Source organism: Fervidobacterium sp. (assembly GCF_059913585.1).
This window is the reverse complement of record NZ_DBOLZL010000022.1, coordinates 128,374-152,087: the sequence shown is the minus strand read 5'-3', so window position 1 is coordinate 152,087 and position 23,714 is coordinate 128,374. Positions and strand designations below refer to the sequence as shown.

Genomic DNA, 23,714 nt, shown 5'->3' with positions numbered 1-23,714 from the left:
ATTACTTACCTCCGTAGAAGAAACTGTAGAAAACATCTAGATAATTAAACAAGTGTGGCGCTGCTTGGCTAACTTCATCACCATCAACTACAAAAACTTTACCTTGTTTTACTGCTTTTAAATTCTTCATTATTGGATGGTTTTTCACGGCTTTTTCGACTTCTTTTGGGTCACCGTATGCACCTATTATTATGATATCTGGGTCGTTTTTAACAAGCCATTCCCAACTTACAGGTAACCATCCATTATTTCCCGTGTATGGAGCTGCTATATTTCTACCACCGGCGATGACAATGAGTTCGTTCATGTACGAACCAGTTCCTGCTGTCCATAGTTGTTTTGCATTTTCATCAGGTGTGGTTATTGTGAAAAACACGGTCGGTCTGTTCTCCAATGGGATTTTTGAAGTTTTTTGACCCATTTCTTTCATCTTATCTCTGAGCTCAGAGACAATTTTGTCAGCCTTGGCTTTGACATTGAAAATCGCCCCTAGTTGACCAACAGCTTTAATTATATCTGTTAAAGTGTTTGCGTTTAAAACATAAGCTGTGAGATTAGCTTTTTCTAGCTTTTCCACTTCTGGGAATTGGAAACCACCAAACATGATAACGAGATCCGGCTTGAGAGAATAAATTTTTTCGATGTTTAAAGGCACCATGTTCCCTATATCCTCTGCCTTTTTGTAGCTATCCCAAGTAGTAACAGCAACGATACGGTTTTCGAGTCCAAGAGCTTGAAGATATCTTGTCGCACTTGGGGCAGCCGAGACAACTCTTCGTGGTGGCATTGGAATATTCACAATCCTTCCGGCATCATCAACGACCGCAATAGCAAATGAAAGAACTCCTACAATAAGCATGAATATCACGAAAAGCTTTTTCAGAGAATCAAGAGAAAACGACTTGACCATACAAAAACCCTCCCTCTTTGCAAAAATTTGTTGCCATCCCCAGGCTACGTGGTGGATGGCTACCTTCCTTCGTATGTTAGGTCTCCCGACTCGCGGATCATCCTACTCCCTGCGCCTTCCCAGCTTTAAAGCCAGTGGCATTTTGCAGGTTTCGTCCCCGCTCACGGTGGCGGCCCCGTGCCGGATTTTCACCGGACTTCCCTTGAACATACGAAGGGAGGTTTATTTTAACTTGTTTTCAGGTACTATTATACTACCACCATTAATCAGTGACAACAGGTTTTATTGGCATCTGTATTTATTGAACCTGTTCTATTAGATTTTAACGCCGATTTTCGTAAGTGGATCACGTATATAATTGAGTATGCACCTGTAATTAGGAGCATAAGGTCCCCAGGACTCGGTTTATAGATTTCTTCGTCTATAAGGATATTAACTATAGAAAATGCGAACGCGAAGAATACATATCCTGCAGCAATCAAGAAAAGTATGCTTGCAACATACAAGTGTGCGATTTTAAAAGTGTACGCATTACTTCCAAATTCTTGGAAACCTGATATTAGAACGGACATAAACGACAGTATCACCAAGGAGAATACGTATTGTCCTTCGGCAACGTATAAAACGAAAGTTACCACGGAAAGAACTAACATCACTGCAAGCATTCTGTTGATACTTCTCATAATATCCACCTTCCTACTGTGTATACTACCAACGAAAGCAGGTAGGAAATAGCAAGACTGTAAAAGATTGCAAATAATGTATATTTTGAACTGTTCGTTTCGCTTTTTATTGCTGCAAGTGTAGCAAAACATGGCATATAACCAAGTATAAAGGTCATTAGTGTCGCACCTACGAGAGGGTCGAAATGAATATTAGACACATTGCCGTAAAATTGGGAAAGTGAAGATACTATGACTTCCTTTGCAACTCCGCCAAATATAAGAGCTGACACTATTTGCCATGAAAATCCTAAAGGTGCAAACAATGGTTGAAGGAATTTTCCAAGCATAGAAACAAAGCTGTTATCTACGTTTCCTCTACCTGGAAAATAAGTTAACGCCCAAATTACAATACTTGCAGCAAAAATAATCGTTCCAGCTTTTTCAAGGAAATGCTTTCCTCTATTCCAGACGTAAGTCAAAACATTTGAGAGCTTAGGAAATCTATACCTAGGTAATTCCATAACAAGAGGTACGGATTGTCCTTTCAGGATAACTTTGTTTACTATCCTCGATGAGAAAGCTGTGAGAAGAAGACTCAAAGCATATATTGCAAAAAACGCTTCTGCTTTGTGGTTCGGAAATGCAATGCTTACGATTAGCAAATACACGGGAATCCTTGCACTACAACTAATGAAAGGTGAAACCAAGATAGTTGTAACTCTTTCGCGTTCGTCCGCTAACCCGCGGGCTGCCATGACGCTGCTTACGTTACACCCAAAACCTAACAGCAATGTCATGAAAGACCTACCGGTTAATCTCAATGAATACATCAACTTGTCGACTAAAAAGGCTATTCGTGGGAGATAACCGCTCTCTTCCATGATTCCAAGTGCAAAGAAGAGCGCAAAGATACTTGGGACAAAAGCCAAAACACTACCTACACCACTTATGATTCCTTGCGATATTAATGAACTTACTATAGTTTCACTTCCTACAGAATCTGCGATTTTTTCAAAAAGGTACTCAAGTAACCCTACCAAAGGTTCCGATACCTTGAAAGTAAAATTGAACGCCAAGTACATTAGAGCCAAGAATATGGGAATACCTATATACTTATGTGTCAAAACGTGGTCGAGTGCTTCTGTAACTGTAAGTGTTTCGTCTGTTCTTTGAATCGAAAGCTGGACAACGTTTGTTATGTATTCGTATTTCGTCAAAGGTATTGATGTTCTGATTTCCTGAGAAATCGTGTCTAATATATCGTTCGGACAATCTTTTTTCAAAAAACCCCTTGCGTATTTGTCGCCTTCAATGATTTTGATTGCAGTAAATCTCTTATTGAAAGTTTCTTCTACACATTGCTCTATTTCTTTAATCTTTTTTTCAGTTTCGTTTCCATAATCTATTACGATAGGTCTCGTTGTTTTTCTGAAGGATTCCACAATCTTTTCTTTAAGCTCTTCAATTCCTTCGCCTGTGTGGGCAGATGTAAGCACTACTGGAACTCTGAGAAATTTTTCAAGCGAATATTTATCAATCTTTATTCCTAATTTTTTCGCTTCGTCAATGGCATTAAAGACTGCGATTACATTTAATCCTAACTCGCAAGCTTCTAAGAGTAAAAACATCCCTTGCTCAGGGCTCATGCTATCTATCACAACGACAGTAACATTTGGTGGAGAAAAAAGTAGATAATCTCTTGTCAATTTTTCGTCGACAGATGTAGCCGTTAGGCTGTAAACACCTGGTAAATCGACAAAATGTAAAGTGTAGTCCTTGTAAGCTGTAGCTCCCTCAATCCTTGTAACTGTAACCCCGGGCCAATTAGCAACATACTGCCTCGCTCCCACTAATCTATTGAAAAGGCTAGTCTTTCCAACATTTGGATTGCCCAATAAGCCTACAGTTATCACCATAGCTTTCAACTCCTTTGCTCGGATTGAGTTTCAGCGCTTATTACCAGTATCTTTGAAAGCTTCCCAAATCCGATATCAAAGGTTCCCAGCGCCGTAGCAACCCTTCTATCCTCAAGTAATCTGATAATTGAACCTTCTGTTACTCCAATTTTCGATAACCAACGATGTATACCGTACCCTCCCAGAATTTGTTTTACTTTATATAATCCTGGGATGGCACTTGAAAGAGGTATAACTGAATCTTTAAGTATCTCGACTTCAACAAGACTTGCTTCTGAGTACCTCAAACTTATAAGTTTGTTGAAAACCTTGTACATCCTCGGGTCACCCATTGGCGCATTCTTTACTACTGTTATCGTTACCCCGGGCAAGATGCCAATGGCTCTGAGCTTTGGCGAAATTTCGGATTCTTCTACATCTTCAACCACTACTTTGGCACCAACAGGCACTTCTGACAGTTTCACATATCTCACCTCGCTTTTTGGAATTAGGAAGGATGATTTCAGAGTTTTATTGAGAATAATTCTCAATAATATTATAAAGGGGAAAGGAAAAAGTGTCAACGAAAAATGTTTTGATACATAGCGCATCTTCCTTTTTTGTGTTAACTTTGCGTTGGACGAAATTACCCGAAATGTGTGGTTATAATTGACTGCCAATAGTGAAAGTGATAAAATACAGTTATAGTTGTTATTACGCGTTTTTACTCACTATTTTTAGATTACGAAAGGTGGGGGGAAAGTTATGGCGTCGAACAAAGAGATGACTCGTGAGGAGCTTTTTGGGTTTGTGGAAGAAAACCAGGTCAGGTTTGTAAGATTGCAGTTTACGGATATAAACGGGATGATGAAAAATGTTGAAATCCCTGTTGATGAACTCGAAACAGCTTTAGAATCGGGTATCATGTTTGATGGTTCTTCAGTTGAGGGGTTTGCAAGGCTTCATGAATCTGATATGTATCTCAAACCAGATTTGAGAACTGTTGCTATGCTTCCCTGGACATTTGACGGTCACAGAAGTGCGAGAATTATATGTGATGTTTACAGCGATTCCGAACATCCCTTTGATGGTGACCCAAGATATAGGTTAAAGCTTGTTGAAGAAAAGGCTCGAAAAATGGGGTTCATTCCCTACGCAGGTCCAGAGGTTGAATTTTTCATCCTTCCTAGACAAAATAACAGACCCGTTTTCGAGTTCTTAGACAGCGGTAGTTATTTTGACCTTCTACCAGTTGATATTGCAGAGCATATCAGGACGGAAGTATCTGTTCACTTAGAGGAAATGGGACTGGATGTTGAGACTACTCATCATGAGGTTGCACCTTCACAACACGAGGTAGATTTTAGATACGCAGAACCTGTTATTGCAGCTGATAACGTTCAGACTGTGAAGCTTGTAATAAAAACGCTTGCAATAAAGAACAATCTCTATGCAACGTTTATGCCAAAACCGTTCTTTGGTGTAAATGGTAGCGGAATGCATGTTCATGTGAGCTTATTTACACTTGATGGGAAAAACGCCTTTTATGATGAAAGTACTCCTGATGGGATGTCTCAAGTTATGAAATACTTCATAGGTGGGTTGATTGCACATGCGCGAGAAATAACGGCGATAACAAACCCAACGGTCAACAGTTACAAAAGGCTTGTTCCTGGTTATGAGGCTCCCGTGAACATTGCTTGGAGTAAGGGAAACAGAACAGCGTTGATAAGGATACCAAAAGCAAGAGGAAAAGCAACGAGAATCGAGTACAGGTCTCCGGATCCATCATGCAATCCGTACTTGGCATTTGCTGTAATTCTTGCAGCTGGTTTGGACGGGATTGAGAACAAGATAGAACCTCCGGCGGCTGTTGAGGAAAACATTTATCAGATGTCCGAGAGTGAAAAGCAAAAACGTGGTATTTACAGACTACCTGCGAATTTAAAAGAAGCACTAAACGAGGCTGAAAATAGCAAGCTTGTTAGAGAAGTCCTTGGCGAACATATTTGGGAAAAGTTCTTAAAATTGAAAGAGCGAGAATGGTGGGAATATTCAACCACTGTCACTGAATGGGAGAGAAGGAAATACGAGAATATATGAAAAATTCTGACTTAAAGATGTTTTTACCAACGACAGAGGAAGAAATAAAAGCGCGAAATTTAAAAAGTTTAGATGTTATCTTAGTGACGGGTGATGCCTACGTGGATCACCCGTCCTTTGGAGTTGCTTTATTAGGTAGGCTGTTGGAAGCGAGGGGTTACAAGGTAGGAATAATAGCACAACCGGAAGGTCCAGATGATATAAAAAGGCTTGGAAGACCTAATTTGTTCTTTGGGGTTACATCAGGAAACGTAGACTCAATGGTTGCAAACTACACAGCGTCACGTAAGAAAAGAAAAAGTGATGACTACACTCCAGGTGGTGTTAATAACAAGCGTCCAGATAGGGCAGTCATACAGTACGTGAACTGGATTAAGCAAGTATTCAAGGATATAAAAATAGTTATTGGCGGTATTGAGGCAAGTCTCAGAAGGTTTGCACATTACGATTGGTGGAGTGATAAGGTTAGAAAGTCGATACTTCTGGATTCAAAGGCTGATATCTTAGTTTACGGAATGGGTGAACGCGCTATCTTGGAAATAGCTGAAAGGATAGCTGCGGGAAAGAGCCTTGATGGTATTTCTGGAACCGTTATATGGAAGAGCTCTTTGGAAGGTTTAGATTTAAAAGAAAATTTGAATCTCATTCATCTTCCATCATATGAAGAGGTTGTAAATGATAAACGAAAGTATGCAGAAGCTTATAGGATAATGGTCGAAAATACCGAACCTTTGAAAAAGGTAGTGCTTGTTCAAAAGCACGACAATCGATACGTTATCCAGTATCCTCCAGCTTTGCCCTTAACACAAGATGAGTTAGATGAGCTTTATTTGCTACCATATACCAGGAGAGTTCATCCTTATTATCTTGCCAAAGGGCCGGTAAAGGCTATAGAAACTGTAAAGTTTTCCATTACAGCTGTGAGAGGTTGCTTTGGAAACTGTTCATTCTGTGCAATAACAAATCACCAAACAACACATGTTATTTCACGCTCAGTTGATTCAATAATTGAAGAAGTTAAGATTCTCACCAGAATGCCTGAGTTTCGTGGAACTATTGTTGACATTGGTGGACCAACCGCAAATATGTTTGGTTTGTCTTGTCCGGTTAGAAATACCAAAGGCCAATGTCTTAGAAGTTGTCTAGCACCTAACGTTTGTAAGTTATCCTTGTCGGGGGAAAGTAAAAATGACGCAACTGATGAATTCATTGAACTTTTGAAGAAAGTTAAAAGTATCCCAGGGGTAAAACATGTATTCGTAGGCTCTGGTATAAGACATGATTTGATTCTTGCTTCAAAAAACGCAGACTACATAATATCGTCTTTGGTTGATTTTACATCAGGGCAACTTAAGTTAGCACCTGAACACGCTCATCCGTATGTTCTAAAAATTATGAGAAAACCTTCTGCTGAGTTATTCTTAGAGTTCAAAAAAAGGTTCGAAGAAGCAGCAAAAAGAAAAGGACAAAAGAAATACGTTATTGGTTATTTCATAGTTGCTCACCCTGGGGAGAGTGAAAAGGAAAACATTTACCTAAGGGAATTCATAAAGAAACACCTTGGTTATGTTCCTCAGCAAGTGCAGATATTCACGCCTACTCCTGGCACACTCAGCACAACGATATACTACACTGGTTTTGACCCATTCACTGGTGAAGAAATTTACGTCGAAAGAAGAGACAAGGTTAGAAATGCACTAAAGGAAAACATCATCAATCTTCGATGAAGACTTTTTCTACATATGGACTTGTGAAAGCTCTCAATGCACAGCCATAGCTCATTCTGAAACGAACAATGTCTCCTAATTTAAATGTTTCAGTGCTTTCTGTTGTGTCGACTATCAAATGATCACTTGATGCGTGGAGAACATGCAAGCCCTCTACAAGAGGTATTAATCCATCGGGTTTAACATCCTGCTCACCCACGGCAAGTATAATTCTTTTTCTGTATCCTTTGTCTTCAAATTGTGGTGTTCTTCCAAACGCATCTTTCCCCAACTCTCCAACAGGAACAGACGGTTTGTAATCTACTTCTATAACTTCAGCCTCCAGAATTACTGTATCTTGTCTTAGATATGGAATATCCCTGTCTCCCGTAGCATCGGTTCCAAGTATTATGCCTTCCCCTACCCTGAATTGATTAATTCCTTCTGGTAAAACACCATTTTCTAAAAGACTAAGCGTAACTGTACTTCCACCACTAATTACCAACTTATATCCAAGTTTAGATTCTAGTTCTTTCGCGATTTCTACAAGCACGGTCATATTTTCTTTTGTTGGTAAAACCCCACCGTAACATCCAACGTTTGTTCCTATTCCTCTTAAAATAGCGTGCTTTAGTTTTCCCGCAACTGAGAGAATTTCATCAAGTGCGTTTTCAAACCACACCCCTTCTCTTAAATCTCCAACATCTATCATGTAAATAATGCTCACGTTTTTATCTAATTCTCCTGCTTGTTTATCAATCTCAAAAGCAGTTTCAGGCATAGAAACCAGGAATTCATCTACCAAACGAACAGCTTGGGGAATTTCCGAGAGCATTGGAATCCTTAGCAACTGGAAAGGACCTGGAACACCATTTTGGTAAAGATTTAGAATATTCTTCAGCCGAGATTCTCCAATTTTGTCGACGCCAGCAGTGCGCATTACCTTTGCAATTATTGGATTTCCAAGCGAAAGTTTCGTAACTCCAACAAGTTCTATGCCCCTTGAATGGCAAAGCTGAGCAACTTTTGAAGCGTTCTCTCTTATTGCGGAAAGATTTATTATCATACGCGGGTATCGTGTTTCTGGTTTTATCATAACTTGCTCCTCCTTTCAATCTTTCACGTTTTTTTGGCTTTGGTTTTAAAGAAGTTGTGGTATAATAAGATGAAAAATGAAAGCTACAACTCAATTTTAAAACAAGAATGAGATAATGCAAAGAGATTTCTAGGAGGGATTTTCGTGGATAGGCGAGTAAAAGAAGCATATGAGTATATAGCTTTGAGAATTTCTTCAAAACCCAAGATAGCACTTATACTTGGTTCCGGATTAGGTTTTTTGGCTAATGAGGTAAAGAACGCTACACATATAAACTACAAAGATATTCCAAATTTTCCTTATTCTACTGCACCTGGACATGAGGGAAAATTAATTTTCGGTGAACTCTTCGGTAAAGAGGTCGTTGTTTTGAATGGTAGATTTCATATATACGAAGGTTGGAATCCAAGTGATATAAAGGTCGTTATACACACGCTAAAACTTCTCGGAATAGAGCGGATGCTTATCACAAATGCTGCAGGTGCAATTAACACAAGTTACAAGCCTGGTGACATAGTCTTGGTTAAGGATGTTATAAACCTTATGTTCCGAAATCCTCTGAGAGGTCCGAATGATGAAGAGATAGGTCCAAGGTTCCCAGACATGCTTGGAGCTTTTGACAGAACATGGATGGAAAAAGTAAAGAGCGTTTTTCCAGACATGAACGAAGGAGTCTATTTAGCTGTAACTGGTCCTACTTATGAGACACCGGCGGAAATAAGAGCTTTTAGAAAACTTGGAGCTGACTTAGTAGGGATGTCGACAGTTCCAGAAGTAATCGTTTGTGCACACGCTGGTATAAAAGTTTTAGTATTCTCTTGTGCGACAAATATGGCAGCCGGTATACTTGACCAACCTTTGTCACATGAGGAAGTTGTTGAGGTCGCTAACAAGGTCAAGGAAAAATTTACACAAGTAGTTAAGAAAGCTTTGGAGGTGCTTGAATGAATCGCGATTTCCTTTCAATAGTAGGCGAACTTAATCTTGCTAAAAAGGTTTTGGTTGTTGGACATATAATGCCTGATGGCGATGATATAAGCTCAGTTCTGAGCGCTACGTTGGGGCTCCAAAAACTAGGCAAGGAAGTATTGGCGGGTATTGATTGGAGAATTCCTTGGTATTTCTACGAGTTTGATGAGACAAATATTATTAAGGGTTACGATGAAGTAATCAACAGCGGTTTTGAACCAGATTTTATGCTAATTGTTGATGCATCAAGTCCTGATAGGATTGGGCGTTTTCAGGAGTCTCTTGGAAAAGTCAGAACGGCTGTAGTTGACCACCATGGTACAAATACACTTTTTGGAACGCTGAATTGGGTTGACACAAGGTTTGGTTCTACAGCCCAAATGGTTCTCAGGATTAACACGGAACTTGGGGTGCCGTACGATGAAAGACTTGCCACAATCAACCTTATGGGAATAGCCACGGATACAGGCTTTTTCAGATACTCCAATGCTGACGAAACTGTCTTTGCAGATGCGACAAAACTTGTATCTATGGGCGGAAAAGCATATCTGGTTTCAAGGATTTTCGAAAATAAAAGAATTGAGCAATTCAAACTACTCTCAACGATGGTGGAACACATCCGAACAGAAAACGATGGACAGATAGTCTATTCTTACCTTTCGAAAGAAGACTATGAATCAAACAACTGTACAGAAGACGACAGTGGTGGTTTTGTAGGAGAACTACGTTCAATACAGGGTGTAGAACTTGCTATTTTCTTTTCTGAATATGAAAAGAACGAGGTACACATAAGCTTCCGCTCCAAGGATTGGTTTGACTGCAGTAAACTTGCAGTTCTTTTAGGTGGCGGTGGACATCCAAGGGCTGCAGGATGTACGTTGAAAGGAGAATTATCCGTTATCGTAGAACAAGTTATTAGGGAAGCTAAGTTGATGTTTAACACGCAATTAGAGGCTGTTAAGAATATTTAAACAACCAACATCACCAGTGAAACAAAAAGGTTTTAAGTGTTTGTTGGTGTTTTTCCTAAAGCCCAGGGGGGATAAATACGCGTTTAAGCTGTAACTTAGCACTCATTAGAGATTTACTTTGCAAAGAAGAGATTACTGAAACAGAGGAAGTAACTATCTTAAAATGGACCATCAGCAAAGATTTTGTGAATGACTTTCACGACTTTGTAGTCCATTTAAACAGTTACACATTTTCTAAGAGATTTATACTCCCTGTCACGGTAGAACGTACAGATGAAAGTATAGTCGTATTCTTCAAGTACTCAGGTGAAAAACATATCATAAAATCCTCAGGTGAATTAGTCTCGCTATCTTATGAAGAACGAAAAAAACTTGTAGAGTCAATTCTAAGAATCGCAAAATTTGTCTTGCTTGGTAATATCCCCCCGTTTCCTGCTATAAGCTTGTTCGATATCTTCATGTATGCAGGAGAATTTTTCTTTAGACCTCCAGTAATCTTTACTTCGGAATTTTACAAGCAGTTAATGGATAGTTCCAAAATGATAAAATCATCAAAAGGTTTTATCTGTGTTTTCGTTGATGAAGAGTATATTAAAAATGGCACCTACGATAAAAATTCAACAATGCGCATTTTGGGCGAGATGATTGAACTTTTTGATGAAAACGGAGAGAAAGCAAGTATAGTTTCAAAACTTAAGAGCTGTAGTGTTACCGTTGATGATTTAGAAAAAGATATGTTAAGCGATGGCACACTTTACAAGATAATTTCAGAAATCACGAGCGCTAAGAAAAACTACACGGTGGTCCAAATTGATACAAACGGATATTATCGTTTATTTAAGGATTACATTGCAAGAATTGATTACCGCTTTACAGAAAAAAACGAGGCGATATTTTACATAGGCGATGATTTTACAAACGTTCTAAGACAGTTGCTTTTGAAAAAAAGGGATGAATTATCACAAGAAGAATTCTCGGGCTTGGTGAAGTGTTTATATTCGGTTTGCAAATTTGACACAGTAGTTGGTGAACTGATTAATATTTTCAAGAGATTCGGAAAGATAATATTGATTGTCAAGGATGTTGACGAACCGCATTACCTTGTAAGACGATTCTTAGAAATTTTGAAGAATTCTGAAATTAAAACGGTTGTTTTGACTTACAAATCGAAGCAACCGGATAAAACTTTCAGTATTGAAGTACCAAAGAAGAATTTATCTGATAAGGATTTTGAAGTGAAATTTTCACGTATGGCAGAAGACTTGTTTTTGGTAAGAGTCTTAGGCAAAGAATTCGATAGACAAGACCTGATGATATTCAGTTCAGTCACAGGAAAAGATGGAGAAAGTATGCTAAGAAACTTGTTAAAAGAACAAATTGTAAGGTCAGATGACGGTGAGTATATAGTTGATTACGATTTCACATTTCAAATGGAAGATAACGCACAATTAAAACTAATTCATGAAATGATGGCAAAAGAGTACAGTAGACACATTAGCCCATATAATCAATACGCGCTTAAAGCTGCTTCTCACTACATGTTGGCTGGTAGAGAACTTTCCGCTGCGGTCACTTATCTTAAGTTTGTGAAGGTAGGATTGGAAAAATACACATTTTCTCCTTCTTTTCTGTCGGATGTTTTATACAGAGCTTACGAAATCCTGAAGAAAAGTAGTAAAGATGAATCATATGCATTCCACAAGTTGAGACTTGAGCTTCAAAATCGAGCAGGGATTGGTTTTGAGTTTAAAGACATACAGCTTCCAGAAAAAAGAATTTTTACATACCTAAAAGCCCTTGAACTATTCATCGAGGAAAGATACTTAGACTGCATTTCTTATACTGACAATATTTTGAGGTCTTTCGAATTGCCAAAATACAAGTCATTACAACTATCTTTTATCAGAGAAAGAGCATACCTTTCATATTACGACAAACTATCAAATGCTGGTCCTGACCTTGAAGAGATTCAAAGTATGAAAATTTGGAATGAAAAATGGGCTGAGTTAAAGGCGGAATGGTTATGGTTAATTGGCAACGCTTTGGTATACACAAATAGGAAAAAAGCTACTGTGTATCTAAACCAAGCGCTGGAGATTGCCAATCAGTACAATTTGAAACATCTTTTAGTAAGTATATATAACTCTTTTGGTATGGTGTACGATGGATATCTACTCTCCATAATGTATTTCAAAGAAGCCCTAAGAATAGCTGGTGAAATTGGATACACACGCCGCAGTTTGACTCCGAGGCTCAATCTGGCACGTGAGTTACTCTACTTTGGAAAGTTCAAAGAACTATTTACTGAATTTTCCTTGTTAGAAAACTCTCTTAAGGATTACCTAAGTTATTCTGACTTATCCTTTTTGTACAGACTCCATGGTATGGTTTATTCATATCTGCAACGTTACGAAGAAGGTTTAAAATACTTCAAGAAAGCTTTTGAGATTGAATCTGAGAAGAATTTACCTCATCACTCTTTGCGGAGCCTGATCCTCCATGAAATGCTTTGCGGGAATAGAGAAAATGCAAAAGAGTTGATCCAAAGATATCAGGATAATCCTGCAATTCATACAAGGGCCTTTGAATATTTCACCGCAATGATACTGGCTAAGGATGACAAAGAATTCTTTAGGGCATGGAATGATTATATTACATCGAACTACACTTTGCTAAGAGAAGAGATTTTATACCTGTTTACAGAGCAAATTTTCAAAGTTGACAAAGAAAGATTGGCTGATGAACTTGACAGATGGGACAGTTTCTATACTTCGGAAATGACAAAACTCTCATTGCTTTACATACTTTTGGCTAAGCAAAAATATTATGAGCTAAGTCGTAACGAAATGAAACGTGACTTAGTAAAGTTAAGAATCGCGAGGATTGTTTTTGATTTGGGAATTGGAAAAGACTTTAACCAGTCTTTGAAGGACAGTTTGTTCATTGATTTCCGTAGAGATACAGTGGAAAACGAAATAATTGATACACTCGAGATACTAAAATCAATTGACCAAAAGATAGGATTAGATGAGTTTCTAAGGATATTCTCGAATATACTGATTAACCTTTTCGAACCTCAGCATGTTTTTGTGTTAGTAAGGGATAAAAAAACAAATCTCAGTTTATCTATAGGTATTGCACCATTTGATGAAAAGAAAAGCACTGTTAGATTTGACCCTCTTGAGGTGTATATCAAGGATAATGTAGACAAGGATAGCGAGTATTTAATATTCTTCTCAAGCAACTACTTTATGTTATCGGAAAAAGATAAAAAAGATGTATGGGACAAGATAATACTTTTGGATGAGTTGTTTGCAAGCCAAGTAAGGGGCATAATATATAGAGAAAGGGCAACGAGGGATGTTTTGACAGGACTATACAACAGATGGAGGTTTTTGGAAATCTTGCAAGAATATATGAAAGAACCTGCCGTTTCACAAAATGAAAAAGAAATAAGTGTCTTCATAGCGGATATAGACAATTTCAAAAAAATTAACGATACTTATGGTCATTTGACTGGTGATATTGTGCTTAAAAATATTGCAGCTATTCTTAAAGATAGTATTGAAGAAAAAGGAATTGTTGCAAGGTACGGAGGCGAAGAATTCGTTGGTGCGATGAAAGTAGACAAAGCAAGGTGTGTTGAAATATGTGAAAGCATTCGAAAAGTAATAGAAAAGATTTCTTATGATATTTTCGGGTTTCAAGTAACAATAAGTTTTGGGGTTGCATCTTCTTCCGAAAAACACAACATAACTGAACTTATAGGGCTTGCAGATAAAAGATTGTACATTGCTAAAGAAACTGGAAAGAACAGAGTCTGCTTTTCCTAAGTGTCTTTTGAAAGTTCTTTAGTTTAAATTTGGTGGGAGGCGTGGTATAAGTTGGAAATACTTGAATACATTGGTGATACTTACTGGAGCAGTGATTATATAGTTGAAATTGAGGGTTACAAAAAGGTAGCGAAATTCGTAGAAAAAAGCTTGATTAAAACTCAAGCAAATGTTATTCTGCGTTCAGAACTAGCTCGCAATGTTCATGGGCTTTTAGTTCCTGAAAGCTTTTATTTTGAAGAGAGCGAACGAGATATTCTTGTATATGATATTCCTTCCTATGATTCTATCAGTAGATTTGGATACGAATATATTGAGAAACTCCTTCCACAGTTGCTTTCTATAATGAAGACAGTTTTACATATTCCTGGTCTCACTATTCCTTATATAGGGTTAGATGACATAGTTATTGTTAACGATGAAATTAGGATATTTCTACCACTGATACAATCTTCTGAACATGTTGAAAAATCGGTGAAGACTGGGAGAGTATTCGCTGCGCCTGAGTACTTCAAAAGAGAAATAACGGATAAGTCAACAATCTATGTATTTGGAAAAATAATATATGACTTAACAAGCAACGAAGAACTCAAAAGAATCGCTCAACAAATGATAGTTGATGAGCCAAATCAAAGAGATTATGTTGAGGAGATTCCTTTCCAAAATGTGCTTAGTTCCAAGAAGGTTCTGACTATAAGAAGAATTCACAGAGAAGAGGAAAATGAAATATTTGAACTTGTTCTCTCACCAATGCCAGGCCAAGGCTTCATAGGTGTTATTGGTCCACAAAGAATTGGTAAAACAACTATGATTGAAAATTTACAGAGTCACTTTAGGCAAAAAGGGATACCTTTTCTCCATGTTAGCATCGGGTCTGATTTAATTGCACAGACATTGCAAGTTTGTTCAGACAAAGTATCAGAGAAACTTGTTTCCAATTTATCGTATTGCTTGGAAAACGTTTGCACTATTGATACGGTAAGCATAGATGTAGTTCAAGCTCTGAGACACCTTGAAAACGTGGTTATATTCGTTGATGATTATCAGGAAGCAGATGAGCGATTGAAATCATTCTTAAGAAGAATCGCAAGATTGGACAATACTGGGAAAATAAAAATTCTTGCTTTCTCTGTAGAGGATTCGGAGGACTTTCAACTTCGTATTGAATTAAAAACATTTGACAAAAGCACAATAAAAAAGCTTCTAGACTCTTCTTTCATAAAAATACAAAATCAAGAAATCCTTGTTGACTGGCTTTATGCTGCCAGTGGAGGGTTACCAGGGCTTATTGTCGAATACCTTAGATACCTTTACGAACAAGATGTGCTAAGAAAAGAACATGAGGGGTTTGTTTTTGATGTGGAAAAACTTGAAGAAGTTAAAGTCGAATCTATTTTTGTCGAGAGGGTAGAGAAATACAAGAACTCGAATGTGAAATACCTTTCAGTTCTCGGACAAAAGTTCAAACAAGTAGAAGTAGAAATTTTGGAGAAGTTATTGGGTGAGGATATAGATTTGACAACGCTTTTAGAAGATGGAATACTTTATAGAGAATACAATACAATCCGTTTCACACTTAAGCAGTATTGGGAAATACTATACGAATCTATTGCTGAAGAGGAAAGGTTAGAACTCCACAAAAAATTGGCGTCTTCTTTGTCTGACTATGAGAAAAAAGCTTGGCATTTGGAAGCATCAGGAAACGAGGTGTCGGCGGCTGTTGCTTACCTAAAGTACGCAAGGGAGCTTCTTGATTTTTACGCATCACCATCTGTTGTATACAGTGTGTTGCAAAAAGCAAGAAGAATCGTTAAAAATCGAGAATCTTACGCTTATTATAAGTTCCTATTAGAACTCGCTGAGCGAACAGAAGACGAAAGTTATATAAGCGAGTTAGATATACCTGATAAAAAGATATACACCTATTTTAAATCGTTCAAATACTACTTACTTTACGACTACAAGAACGCTGTAGAACTTCTGAAAAATTCGAACGTTGACCTTGGTCCGTTTGGTAATTTGAAGCGTGAGTTTTTATTGCTAAGGTCCGAAGCGGGACAAGCTCTTGGAAGAAAAGATTATTATGAAAGAGCAAAACGAATAATGGAACAACTTGACGAAAACAATCCATTGCACGTGAGGCTTCTCATTGACATTTACATATTTATATCGATTATAGCCCGCTCGAATCCATCAAAAGTTTTGGAGTATTTAAGAAAAGCTGAAAAATTGGCACTTGATTACAACGTTGCACATAAACTCCCATCGATTTATAACAACCTCGCTGTTGAGATTACAAACACCACTATCTCTATGCAGTATCTTGAACGAGCAGTAGAGGCTGCTGAAAACATTGGTTTGCCTGCTCGAAGCTATTTAGCAAGGTTAAACATGCTTTCTCATGCGCTTTATGCAGGTAAGATAGGAGAATTCGTATCCGGTATTGCTGAATTAGAACCAAAACTTGAAATGTTAAATCTAAGAAATGAGATAATCTTCGCACAAACATTAGAGGCATACTATCATAGCTATAATTTCGAAGTCGAAGAAGCTCTTGAACATATTGAACGCGTAAAGGCACGTTACGGTGTGGATACTTCATTTGATATCTTTGCCGTTCACTTTATAACACGAAACCTTAATAAATCACTGGAGTATGTACAAAGTGTGTTGAGTAGCGAGGAATATGATGAAAGTACAAAGGAGATAGTCGAGGTTATCTCTGCCGCTGGGACTGAAGAATTTCCAATAAAGTGGAAAAAGTATAGAGACGCTGGTTCTAGGTATTTTAGAGAAGAAATAGTAGCAGTTTTGGGACTCGAGTTGGCAAGAACTGTTCCTGAACTATTCAAAGAGGAACTTGAATATCTTGAAACGAACTACGTGCTTGATGGAGCTTTGTTATCCTTGGCAATGGTGTACGAGGGATTTGGTCATTACTATAAAGCTCTCGGTAATGAATACAAATCAAGGTCATACTATTCTAAAGCAATAACTATCTACAAAGACATTGGACTCGAAAACGCCGTTAGAACGCTATGTGAACTATACGGAGTCAAAATAGAAAAAGACGAAAAAGAAAAGCAATCAAAGCAGCTGAGCTGGCTTTCTTACGATTTGCTCTCTAGTTTAAAAGCAATTGACCCTAAAACAGAGCCGGAAAAACTTTTAAATTACTTCGCCTCAAAGATTCTGTTGCTGATACCCGCCAAAAGCCTTTTGTTTAGGCTTTACGATAAGGTTCTGGATAAAACCTTCGAAACGAGTCTTGGAACACCAGATGGAGAAAAACCCGTTAGGGAGACTTTAAGCGTAGCTCCGTTAGAGATTTTTGTTAGCGATAAAATTGACAAAAACGCAGTATATGAACTTTGGCTTTCGAATCAAAAGGTTCGATTTCCTGAAGAATACAAGAAAGAGCTTCTACCGATCTTACAATTACTTGAGTACAGTTTTGTAGCTGTTATGAAAGGAACACTGACATGGTTAAGAAGCTTAATAGACCCTCTCACAAAACTCTACACGAGGTACCATTTTAGTGAACTGTTGCACCATTACTTCGAAAAGGCTAAGTCCGAGCAAGGAGAATTAAGTGTTGTTATGTGCGATATCGATAATTTCAAAAAGATAAACGATACGTACGGTCACCTTACAGGTGACGAAGTCCTAAAGGAAGTGGCAAGAATATTGCGAGACAATGTTCGTTCAACAGATGTTGTAGGACGTTTCGGTGGCGAAGAATTCGTTTTACTCTTCCCATCGACCGGCGAGGAAGAAGCAAAGACTGTTGTTGAAAGGCTGAGAAGATTAACTAGGGATTCGGATAAATTTCCATTTAAGATTACCCTGAGCTACGGGTTAGCCGTTTATCCTCTATGCAAGGTCAACGACCCTGAAGAGCTGATACAAAAAGCGGATATCGCACTTTACCATGCTAAGAACACGGGAAAAGACAAAATTGTTGTGTATACGGAGGGAATGAGCGGTGGATTACACGCATGACGCAGTTAACGAACAGGTCAGGGGCTTTAACAAGAAGTTGATTGAGAAACTTTGGGATTTAGGCTGTGACCTGTTTTTTAATGAACAACTTTCACATCACGTTAGTTTTAGACTCGGTGGAAGTGTTCCACTTTTTATAATTCCAAGTTCAATGGAGGCTTTTTTAAAAACGATAGAGATACTAAAAGAATATGAGGTCGATTTCAGAATAATTGGTAAGGGTACAAATGTAATCCCAACGGATGAGGAAAAAGATTTTGCCGTTATCTCAACAGAAAGAATAGATTCCATAGAAATCCACGATGAATTGATTAACGTATCAGCTGGAATGTCGTTTAAAAGTCTTTGTTTATTGGCGCTTGAACATTCACTTTCAGGTCTGGAAAAGGCTTTTGGATTGCCTGGTAGTGTTGGTGGGGCTGTTTACATGAACGCCGGATGCTATGGTTGGGAAATGGCTCAGAATATTGTTAGTATCAAAGCATTTGATGGAAAAAGTGTTATAAACATAAGCCCTTCTGAGGCACAATTTAGTTACAGGGATAGTATATTCAAACACGAAAAATCTCTGATAATACTCTCAGCAGTTTTAAAGTTAACAAAAGGCGACAAGAAAAGTATTCATGAACTTATGATTGATACTATGCGCAAACGATACGAGAAGCAACCATTAGAATATCCCAGTGCCGGTAGCGTCTTTAAAAGACCAAGACCTGATTTTTACGTTGGAACGGCTATAGAATCACTTGGTTTGAAAGGTTATCAGATAGGTGGCGCACAAGTTTCCGAGAAACATGCTGGGTTTATAATTAATAAAGGAAACGCAACGGCTTCGGATGTCTTGAAACTGATTGATTTTGTCAAAGGCAAAGTTAAAGAATTCTACGGTGTGGAATTAGAAACAGAAGTCGAAATCTGGTAAATTATAATAAATCATAAAAAATCTGGAGGTGGCTGGAAATGGGGTTGAATGAATTAGTATGGAAAAAACGAACAAGGGAAGAGATTGAACATTTTTCTGATAGGTACAAAGAATTCATTGATTACGCTAAAACAGAGCGGTTAGCTATTGAATATTTTGAAAAGATACTTTTGGAAAATGGTTACGTTGCACTCGAAAAATATACCGGAAAGGAGAATAAGGTCTTTTACATAAACAGAGAAAAATCTTTGGTTGCGGTTAGTGGAGAAATACTGAACGGTATTAATTTTGTTGCAGCACATGTAGATGCTCCGAGAATTGATTTGAGACCAAATCCATTGTATGAAGATTCAGGGATAGCACTTGCGAAGACCCATTATTACGGTGGAGTTAAGAAATATCAATGGTTGAGTCTGCCCCTGGCACTTGTGGGCGTTGTTGTAAAAGAAAACGGCGAAAAAATTAAAGTGTGCATAGGATGTGAAGAAAAAGACCCAGTATTGGTTCTTCCTGACTTACTTCCTCATCTGGATAAAGAGGACAAAAAAGTAAGTGAACAGTTCAAGGCAGAGAAAATGAATGTCATACTTGGCTCTATACCTTTAGAAGGTGAGGAAAAAGAACCAGTTAAGAAATACATACTAAAGCTTTTGAAAGAGAAGTATAACATTGAAGAAGAAGACTTTATAAGTGCTGACTTAGAGCTTGTTCCCGCTTTGAAACCTCGAGATGTAGGTATAGATAGCAGTTTTATAGGTGCATACGGCCACGATGATAGAATATGCGCTTTCGAGGGTGTCATGGCTTTATTGAACGCGCAACCAAAAGATAAAGCTATTGGAGTTATTTTGTTTGACAGAGAGGAAATAGGAAGCGAAGGTGATGCAGGAGCTCAAGCAAGGTTTTACAGAGCATTTTTGAGAAGGATGCTTTCTGTTAAGGGATTTAATGATACCGAGCAAGTTTTAGATGAGATTATTAGTAAGTCAACGGTTCTTTCAGCTGATGTAACTGCCCTCTTCGACCCGTCTTACCCAGATGTTCATGATAAACTTAATGTTGCTAAAGCAGGTTACGGTGTTGCTATAGTAAAATACACCGGCAGAGGGGGAAAAAGCGGAGCAAGCGAAGCACATGCTGAACTGGTTGGGAAAGTAAGAGCTATACTAAATCGAAATGGCATCTCTTGGCAGGTTAGCCTTTTAGGTAAAGTTGACGTTGGTGGCGGCGGAACCGTTGCAAAATTCCTTGCAAAAGAGGGATTTGATACGATTGATATAGGACCTGGGTTAATGAGTATGCACGCACCTTTCGAACTTGTCTCAAAAGCAGACCTTTACGAAACTTATCTTGCATTCAAAGTTCTTATGGAAGAGCTGTGAAAACTGAGGTGGTTCGATGTTTGGAGAAGTAACTTATTCAGAGAGCGATTTGAAAAACGGCTTGCCGGCACACTTAGAGCAATTGATAAGAACCATATGCTTTAGAATACGTGTACATGGACGTGAAGCCTTGAAGAACTACAGCATTACGGCAGCACAATTTGACTTACTCCAAAGGGTCTATTTCAATGGTCCCCAGACGATGACGAAATTGAGTCAGTCGTTAGGTATTGCAAAGAGTACAACCAGTGGACTCGTTATGAGACTTGTGAGGGACGGATTTTTAAATCGAAAAAGGGATGAATCGGACAGAAGGGTTTTTAAGGTAGAAATAACGCCTCTTGGTGAACAAGTGATAAAAGCTGTTATAGAGATGCGAGTCAAATACATTGAAGAGGTTATTAGGCAAATACCCGACGAGAAGACGAGATTAATCCATGAGGCCTTGGACCTCCTTTACGAGGTTATAAGTTCCAAATAATCTAAAACTTTGAAATTCTATGTTTTAATAAGGGGAGAATCTCTTTGAGGAAAAACGTGGAATTTAGAAGTTTGTTCAAGCTTGCTATTCTCATCATAGCGCTATTTTCAGAAATCACTTTTTCGATAACAGTTTACGCACCAAAAGGGAGTATGGTTTACTACAACGACAAGCTTATGGGGATTGTACAAAAAGACTCCATAAGTTTCAACGCAGAATCTCCAGGGATTCTCAAAGTTGTAAAACCCGGTTTTGTTCCGTTTGAAAAAATCCTCACAGATGAGGCTACTGTGACAGTAGAACTCTCATTGCCATCGTTCTTGAATGTAAAAGTAACGCCGCAAAATGCACGGGTTTTTGTCGATGGTCAACTAGTTGAGATTGATACTTCCAGTGGTACCGCAAGGCTTCAAATAAATTCTGGGATTCACGAAATTAAAGCAGAAGCTCCGGGATATGCAACAAAAAATCTTAGAGTTGAAATCAACCCGTATGAAGAAAAAGATTTAGAAATAACACTAAAAAGAACGGTAACACTGAAATTAATCTCCGAAAAAAACATTGATAACGCGATTTTAGGCGGAATGCTCTTGCGGTTACCTGCAACGATAGAGGTAGAACCTGGTAAATACAAACTCTATCTACCAAATGTCTTTTTGAACAGCCTTCAAGAATTTGAAGTACCGTTTGTTGATGAATACGTGTATAAAGTCGACTCTACACAGATGTTTAAGTTGACTATTGATGGAAGTCCGGCTGGAGCATATGCTTGGATATCTGGTCAGATTTGGAAACTTCCAACAACGATAGTATTACCAGAGAACAGTTACGATATTCGAATATTCTCCCAAAGCTATGAAGATTACGAAACAAAGGTTGAACTAAGGAAAGATACAAAGATTTTCTACAATCTGAAACCCAAGCTGGAGGTAACTCAAAGAACTGGCGACAACAACTTTGTTATTGAGTATGATGGATACGTAAGGGACAGAGTGGTCGTCAAACCATGGTTTACGACAATAAAAGATAATGCAGGAAATATAGTGTGGTATGGTTTCAGCGATGGAAGTCTCAAAAACCTACCCAAAACTGTTCCTGTTTTGATAAGTAAAGATATGATTTGCATGGTAGGAAGTACGATATTCAAAGGACCTACAGTTTTACAGGTAACGTTTGGCACTAATATTCTTGTTTCTGACAACAGAAGAGCGAACAGTGAAGAAATGATCCAAGTGGAAGGAATCACAGTGATTGATACTGAAGATAGGGTTTTGGTGAATGTATATTCGAAAGATGTCTATGAAGTTTACTGGGATGATGAATTCATAGGGAATACCCCCATATACTTCTTTGTCACATCAGCTGGTAAGCACAAGTTAACTTTTGTACGAAATGGTTTAAAAGTTAACGAACAAATTGTTGATGCAGTCCAAGGACAACTCAACGAATTTCGCCAATCATTTTGAAATACCATTTTCAGGCTACGATGTGTGAGGTGAAGAGTATGACTTACGTTTTCTATCAATTGTTAAAATATCGAGGTATCATCATTCTTTTCCTGATTTGCATTAGCGTCTTTGGTTTTTCTACCACAATAAAAGATCTTTCTCCATCCGCAGCTGAATACAAAGCTGTGCTTTACCTTGTAGAACAAAAGATTATGGACGTAGATCCAAATGGAAACTTTAAACCTTCTTTGCTTGTAACGAAACTTGACCTTGCACGCTATTTATATGCAATCATAGATAGATATAAGTTAACAAGCTTACAAAGTATCAAGTACGATGATTTGGTAAAGCTTGAATCGAGGATTACTACGTTGGAAAAACAGATATCTAATATTCCTTCTGGTCAATTTCAAAGTGTTTCAGCTTTACAAAACGAATTGATGGAACTAAAGAAAAGACTTTTAGCGGTTGAAAGTAAGGTTGCGAACCTTGAAACTAAGAACATCGATTTATCAAAGGACCAGCAAACAATTATCTCTGTACAGAATGAGCTTTCAGCATTAGCTAGAAGGGTTACTGCTGTTGAAAACAAAATTTCAACACTTTCCCAACTGAAAGATTTCGATAAAGACATAGCACAATTGACAGCTCAGATAAATAGTTTAGAAGAGAGACTAAATGAATTCACTCAGCTGAAGTATTACGGTGATGAAATTGAAAAACTTAAAGCAAAGGCCACAGATTTAGAAAAAAAGGTTGATCATGCAATAATTACGACTAATTCGCTATCAGAAAAGATTTCCAAATTGGAAACAAGTTCTTCGGAGGGCATTCAGAACCTGCAAAATTCCACCCTAGGGAGTATAAATGATTTGAGAAATCAAGTATTAGTAGAAATTGAGAATTTAAACTCTCGTCTTGCGACTATTGAGGAAGTTATAGGAAAAGGGCAAGATTTTTTACAACGTTTAGAAGCCTTAGATGCTTTGACAATAATCAATACATTCTCTAACTTGGAAGTGCTTTCTAACCGATTTGACCAACTCGAAGCAAGATTCAAAAAGCTCGAAGACAATCTTTCACAAGTGGTCTTGGAACAAAGATATATACTCAACGAACTTGTCGTTTCTCAGAACTCTGTGAAAAAGTTCGACTCTTTGGAACAAAAAGTTTCTCAACTCGAAGCCTCTAATACTGCTAATAACGAGGATATGAAAAAGCTTTCAGCACAAGTGGAGAGTTTAAATAGTCAGGTTATGACTATGCGAACAATAACTTACGTTAGTTTACTAATTTCCATAGTTGCAGGGATTCTCGTACTTCTCAAGTGA

16 protein-coding genes and 1 riboswitch are annotated in these 23,714 nt (G+C 38.0%); of the genes, 11 read left to right on the top strand and 5 right to left on the bottom strand.

Translation table 11 applies throughout. The features are described from left to right. Position 1: 1 nt before the first annotated feature. The 4 genes from AC3M61_RS08305 to AC3M61_RS08290 form a co-directional block, all read right to left on the bottom strand. Positions 2 to 910, bottom strand: coding sequence for an ABC transporter substrate-binding protein (locus AC3M61_RS08305; protein WP_500780399.1), 909 nt, complete (start codon positions 908 to 910; stop codon positions 2 to 4). Positions 911 to 968: 58 nt separating this feature from the next. Further along, positions 969 to 1,136: riboswitch (cobalamin riboswitch) on the bottom strand. Positions 1,137 to 1,176: 40 nt separating this feature from the next. Continuing rightward, entirely contained in the window at positions 1,177 to 1,593 is a 417-nt protein-coding gene (locus AC3M61_RS08300) for a hypothetical protein (RefSeq protein WP_500780398.1), read from the bottom strand. Further along, positions 1,590 to 3,491 (bottom strand): ferrous iron transport protein B, encoded by a 1,902-nt coding sequence (feoB, locus tag AC3M61_RS08295; protein ID WP_500780397.1) that lies wholly within the window; start codon positions 3,489 to 3,491, stop codon positions 1,590 to 1,592. Before feoB ends, AC3M61_RS08300 begins: the two co-directional genes overlap by 4 nt. A gap of 5 nt (positions 3,492 to 3,496) precedes the next feature. Beyond that, the gene (locus AC3M61_RS08290) at positions 3,497 to 3,955 is read right to left on the bottom strand and encodes a FeoA family protein (RefSeq protein ID WP_500780396.1); all 459 of its coding nucleotides are present in this window, start codon (positions 3,953 to 3,955) and stop codon (positions 3,497 to 3,499) included. A 298-nt stretch (positions 3,956 to 4,253) separates the two neighbouring features. Between AC3M61_RS08290 and glnA the strand changes: the two genes are divergently transcribed. Together glnA and AC3M61_RS08280 are read left to right on the top strand one after the other, a co-directional pair. Next, the gene (gene glnA, locus AC3M61_RS08285; protein ID WP_500780450.1) at positions 4,254 to 5,573 is read left to right on the top strand and encodes a type I glutamate--ammonia ligase; all 1,320 of its coding nucleotides are present in this window, start codon (positions 4,254 to 4,256) and stop codon (positions 5,571 to 5,573) included. Between the two features lie 17 nt (positions 5,574 to 5,590). Continuing rightward, on the top strand, positions 5,591 to 7,300 hold the full coding sequence (locus AC3M61_RS08280) for a YgiQ family radical SAM protein (RefSeq protein ID WP_500780449.1): 1,710 nt from the start codon (positions 5,591 to 5,593) through the stop codon (positions 7,298 to 7,300). Here AC3M61_RS08280 and AC3M61_RS08275 read toward each other — a convergent pair. After that, positions 7,287 to 8,375 (bottom strand): alanine/ornithine racemase family PLP-dependent enzyme, encoded by a 1,089-nt coding sequence (locus AC3M61_RS08275; RefSeq protein ID WP_500780395.1) that lies wholly within the window; start codon positions 8,373 to 8,375, stop codon positions 7,287 to 7,289. The two genes, AC3M61_RS08280 and AC3M61_RS08275, sit on opposite strands and share 14 nt — an antisense overlap. A 144-nt stretch (positions 8,376 to 8,519) precedes the next feature. Here AC3M61_RS08275 and AC3M61_RS08270 point away from each other — a divergent pair, with 144 nt between their 5' ends. The 9 genes from AC3M61_RS08270 (at position 8,520) to AC3M61_RS08230 (ending at position 23,714) form a co-directional block, all read left to right on the top strand. Further along, positions 8,520 to 9,323, top strand: a complete 804-nt coding sequence (locus AC3M61_RS08270) for a purine-nucleoside phosphorylase (protein ID WP_500780394.1) — start codon at positions 8,520 to 8,522, stop codon at positions 9,321 to 9,323. Continuing rightward, positions 9,320 to 10,315 carry a DHH family phosphoesterase gene (locus AC3M61_RS08265; RefSeq protein WP_500780393.1) on the top strand — a complete coding sequence of 332 codons (996 nt, stop codon included), beginning with the start codon at positions 9,320 to 9,322 and terminating at the stop codon, positions 10,313 to 10,315. The genes AC3M61_RS08270 and AC3M61_RS08265 overlap by 4 nt, the downstream gene beginning before the upstream one ends. Positions 10,316 to 10,500: 185 nt before the next feature. Then, the gene (locus AC3M61_RS08260) at positions 10,501 to 14,148 is read left to right on the top strand and encodes a tetratricopeptide repeat-containing diguanylate cyclase (protein ID WP_500780392.1); all 3,648 of its coding nucleotides are present in this window, start codon (positions 10,501 to 10,503) and stop codon (positions 14,146 to 14,148) included. A gap of 51 nt (positions 14,149 to 14,199) precedes the next feature. Then, positions 14,200 to 18,150, top strand: coding sequence for a GGDEF domain-containing protein (locus tag AC3M61_RS08255; RefSeq protein WP_500780391.1), 3,951 nt, complete (start codon positions 14,200 to 14,202; stop codon positions 18,148 to 18,150). Further along, entirely contained in the window at positions 18,134 to 19,072 is a 939-nt protein-coding gene (gene murB, locus AC3M61_RS08250; protein WP_500780390.1) for a UDP-N-acetylmuramate dehydrogenase, read from the top strand. The genes AC3M61_RS08255 and murB overlap by 17 nt, the downstream gene beginning before the upstream one ends. Positions 19,073 to 19,110: 38 nt before the next feature. Beyond that, entirely contained in the window at positions 19,111 to 20,454 is a 1,344-nt protein-coding gene (locus AC3M61_RS08245) for an aminopeptidase (RefSeq protein WP_500780389.1), read from the top strand. Positions 20,455 to 20,470: 16 nt separating this feature from the next. Next, entirely contained in the window at positions 20,471 to 20,935 is a 465-nt protein-coding gene (locus AC3M61_RS08240) for a MarR family winged helix-turn-helix transcriptional regulator (protein WP_500780388.1), read from the top strand. A 44-nt stretch (positions 20,936 to 20,979) separates the two neighbouring features. Further along, on the top strand, positions 20,980 to 22,401 hold the full coding sequence (locus AC3M61_RS08235) for a PEGA domain-containing protein (RefSeq protein ID WP_500780387.1): 1,422 nt from the start codon (positions 20,980 to 20,982) through the stop codon (positions 22,399 to 22,401). 38 nt (positions 22,402 to 22,439) lie between these two features. Then, on the top strand, positions 22,440 to 23,714 hold the full coding sequence (locus AC3M61_RS08230; RefSeq protein ID WP_500780386.1) for an S-layer homology domain-containing protein: 1,275 nt from the start codon (positions 22,440 to 22,442) through the stop codon (positions 23,712 to 23,714).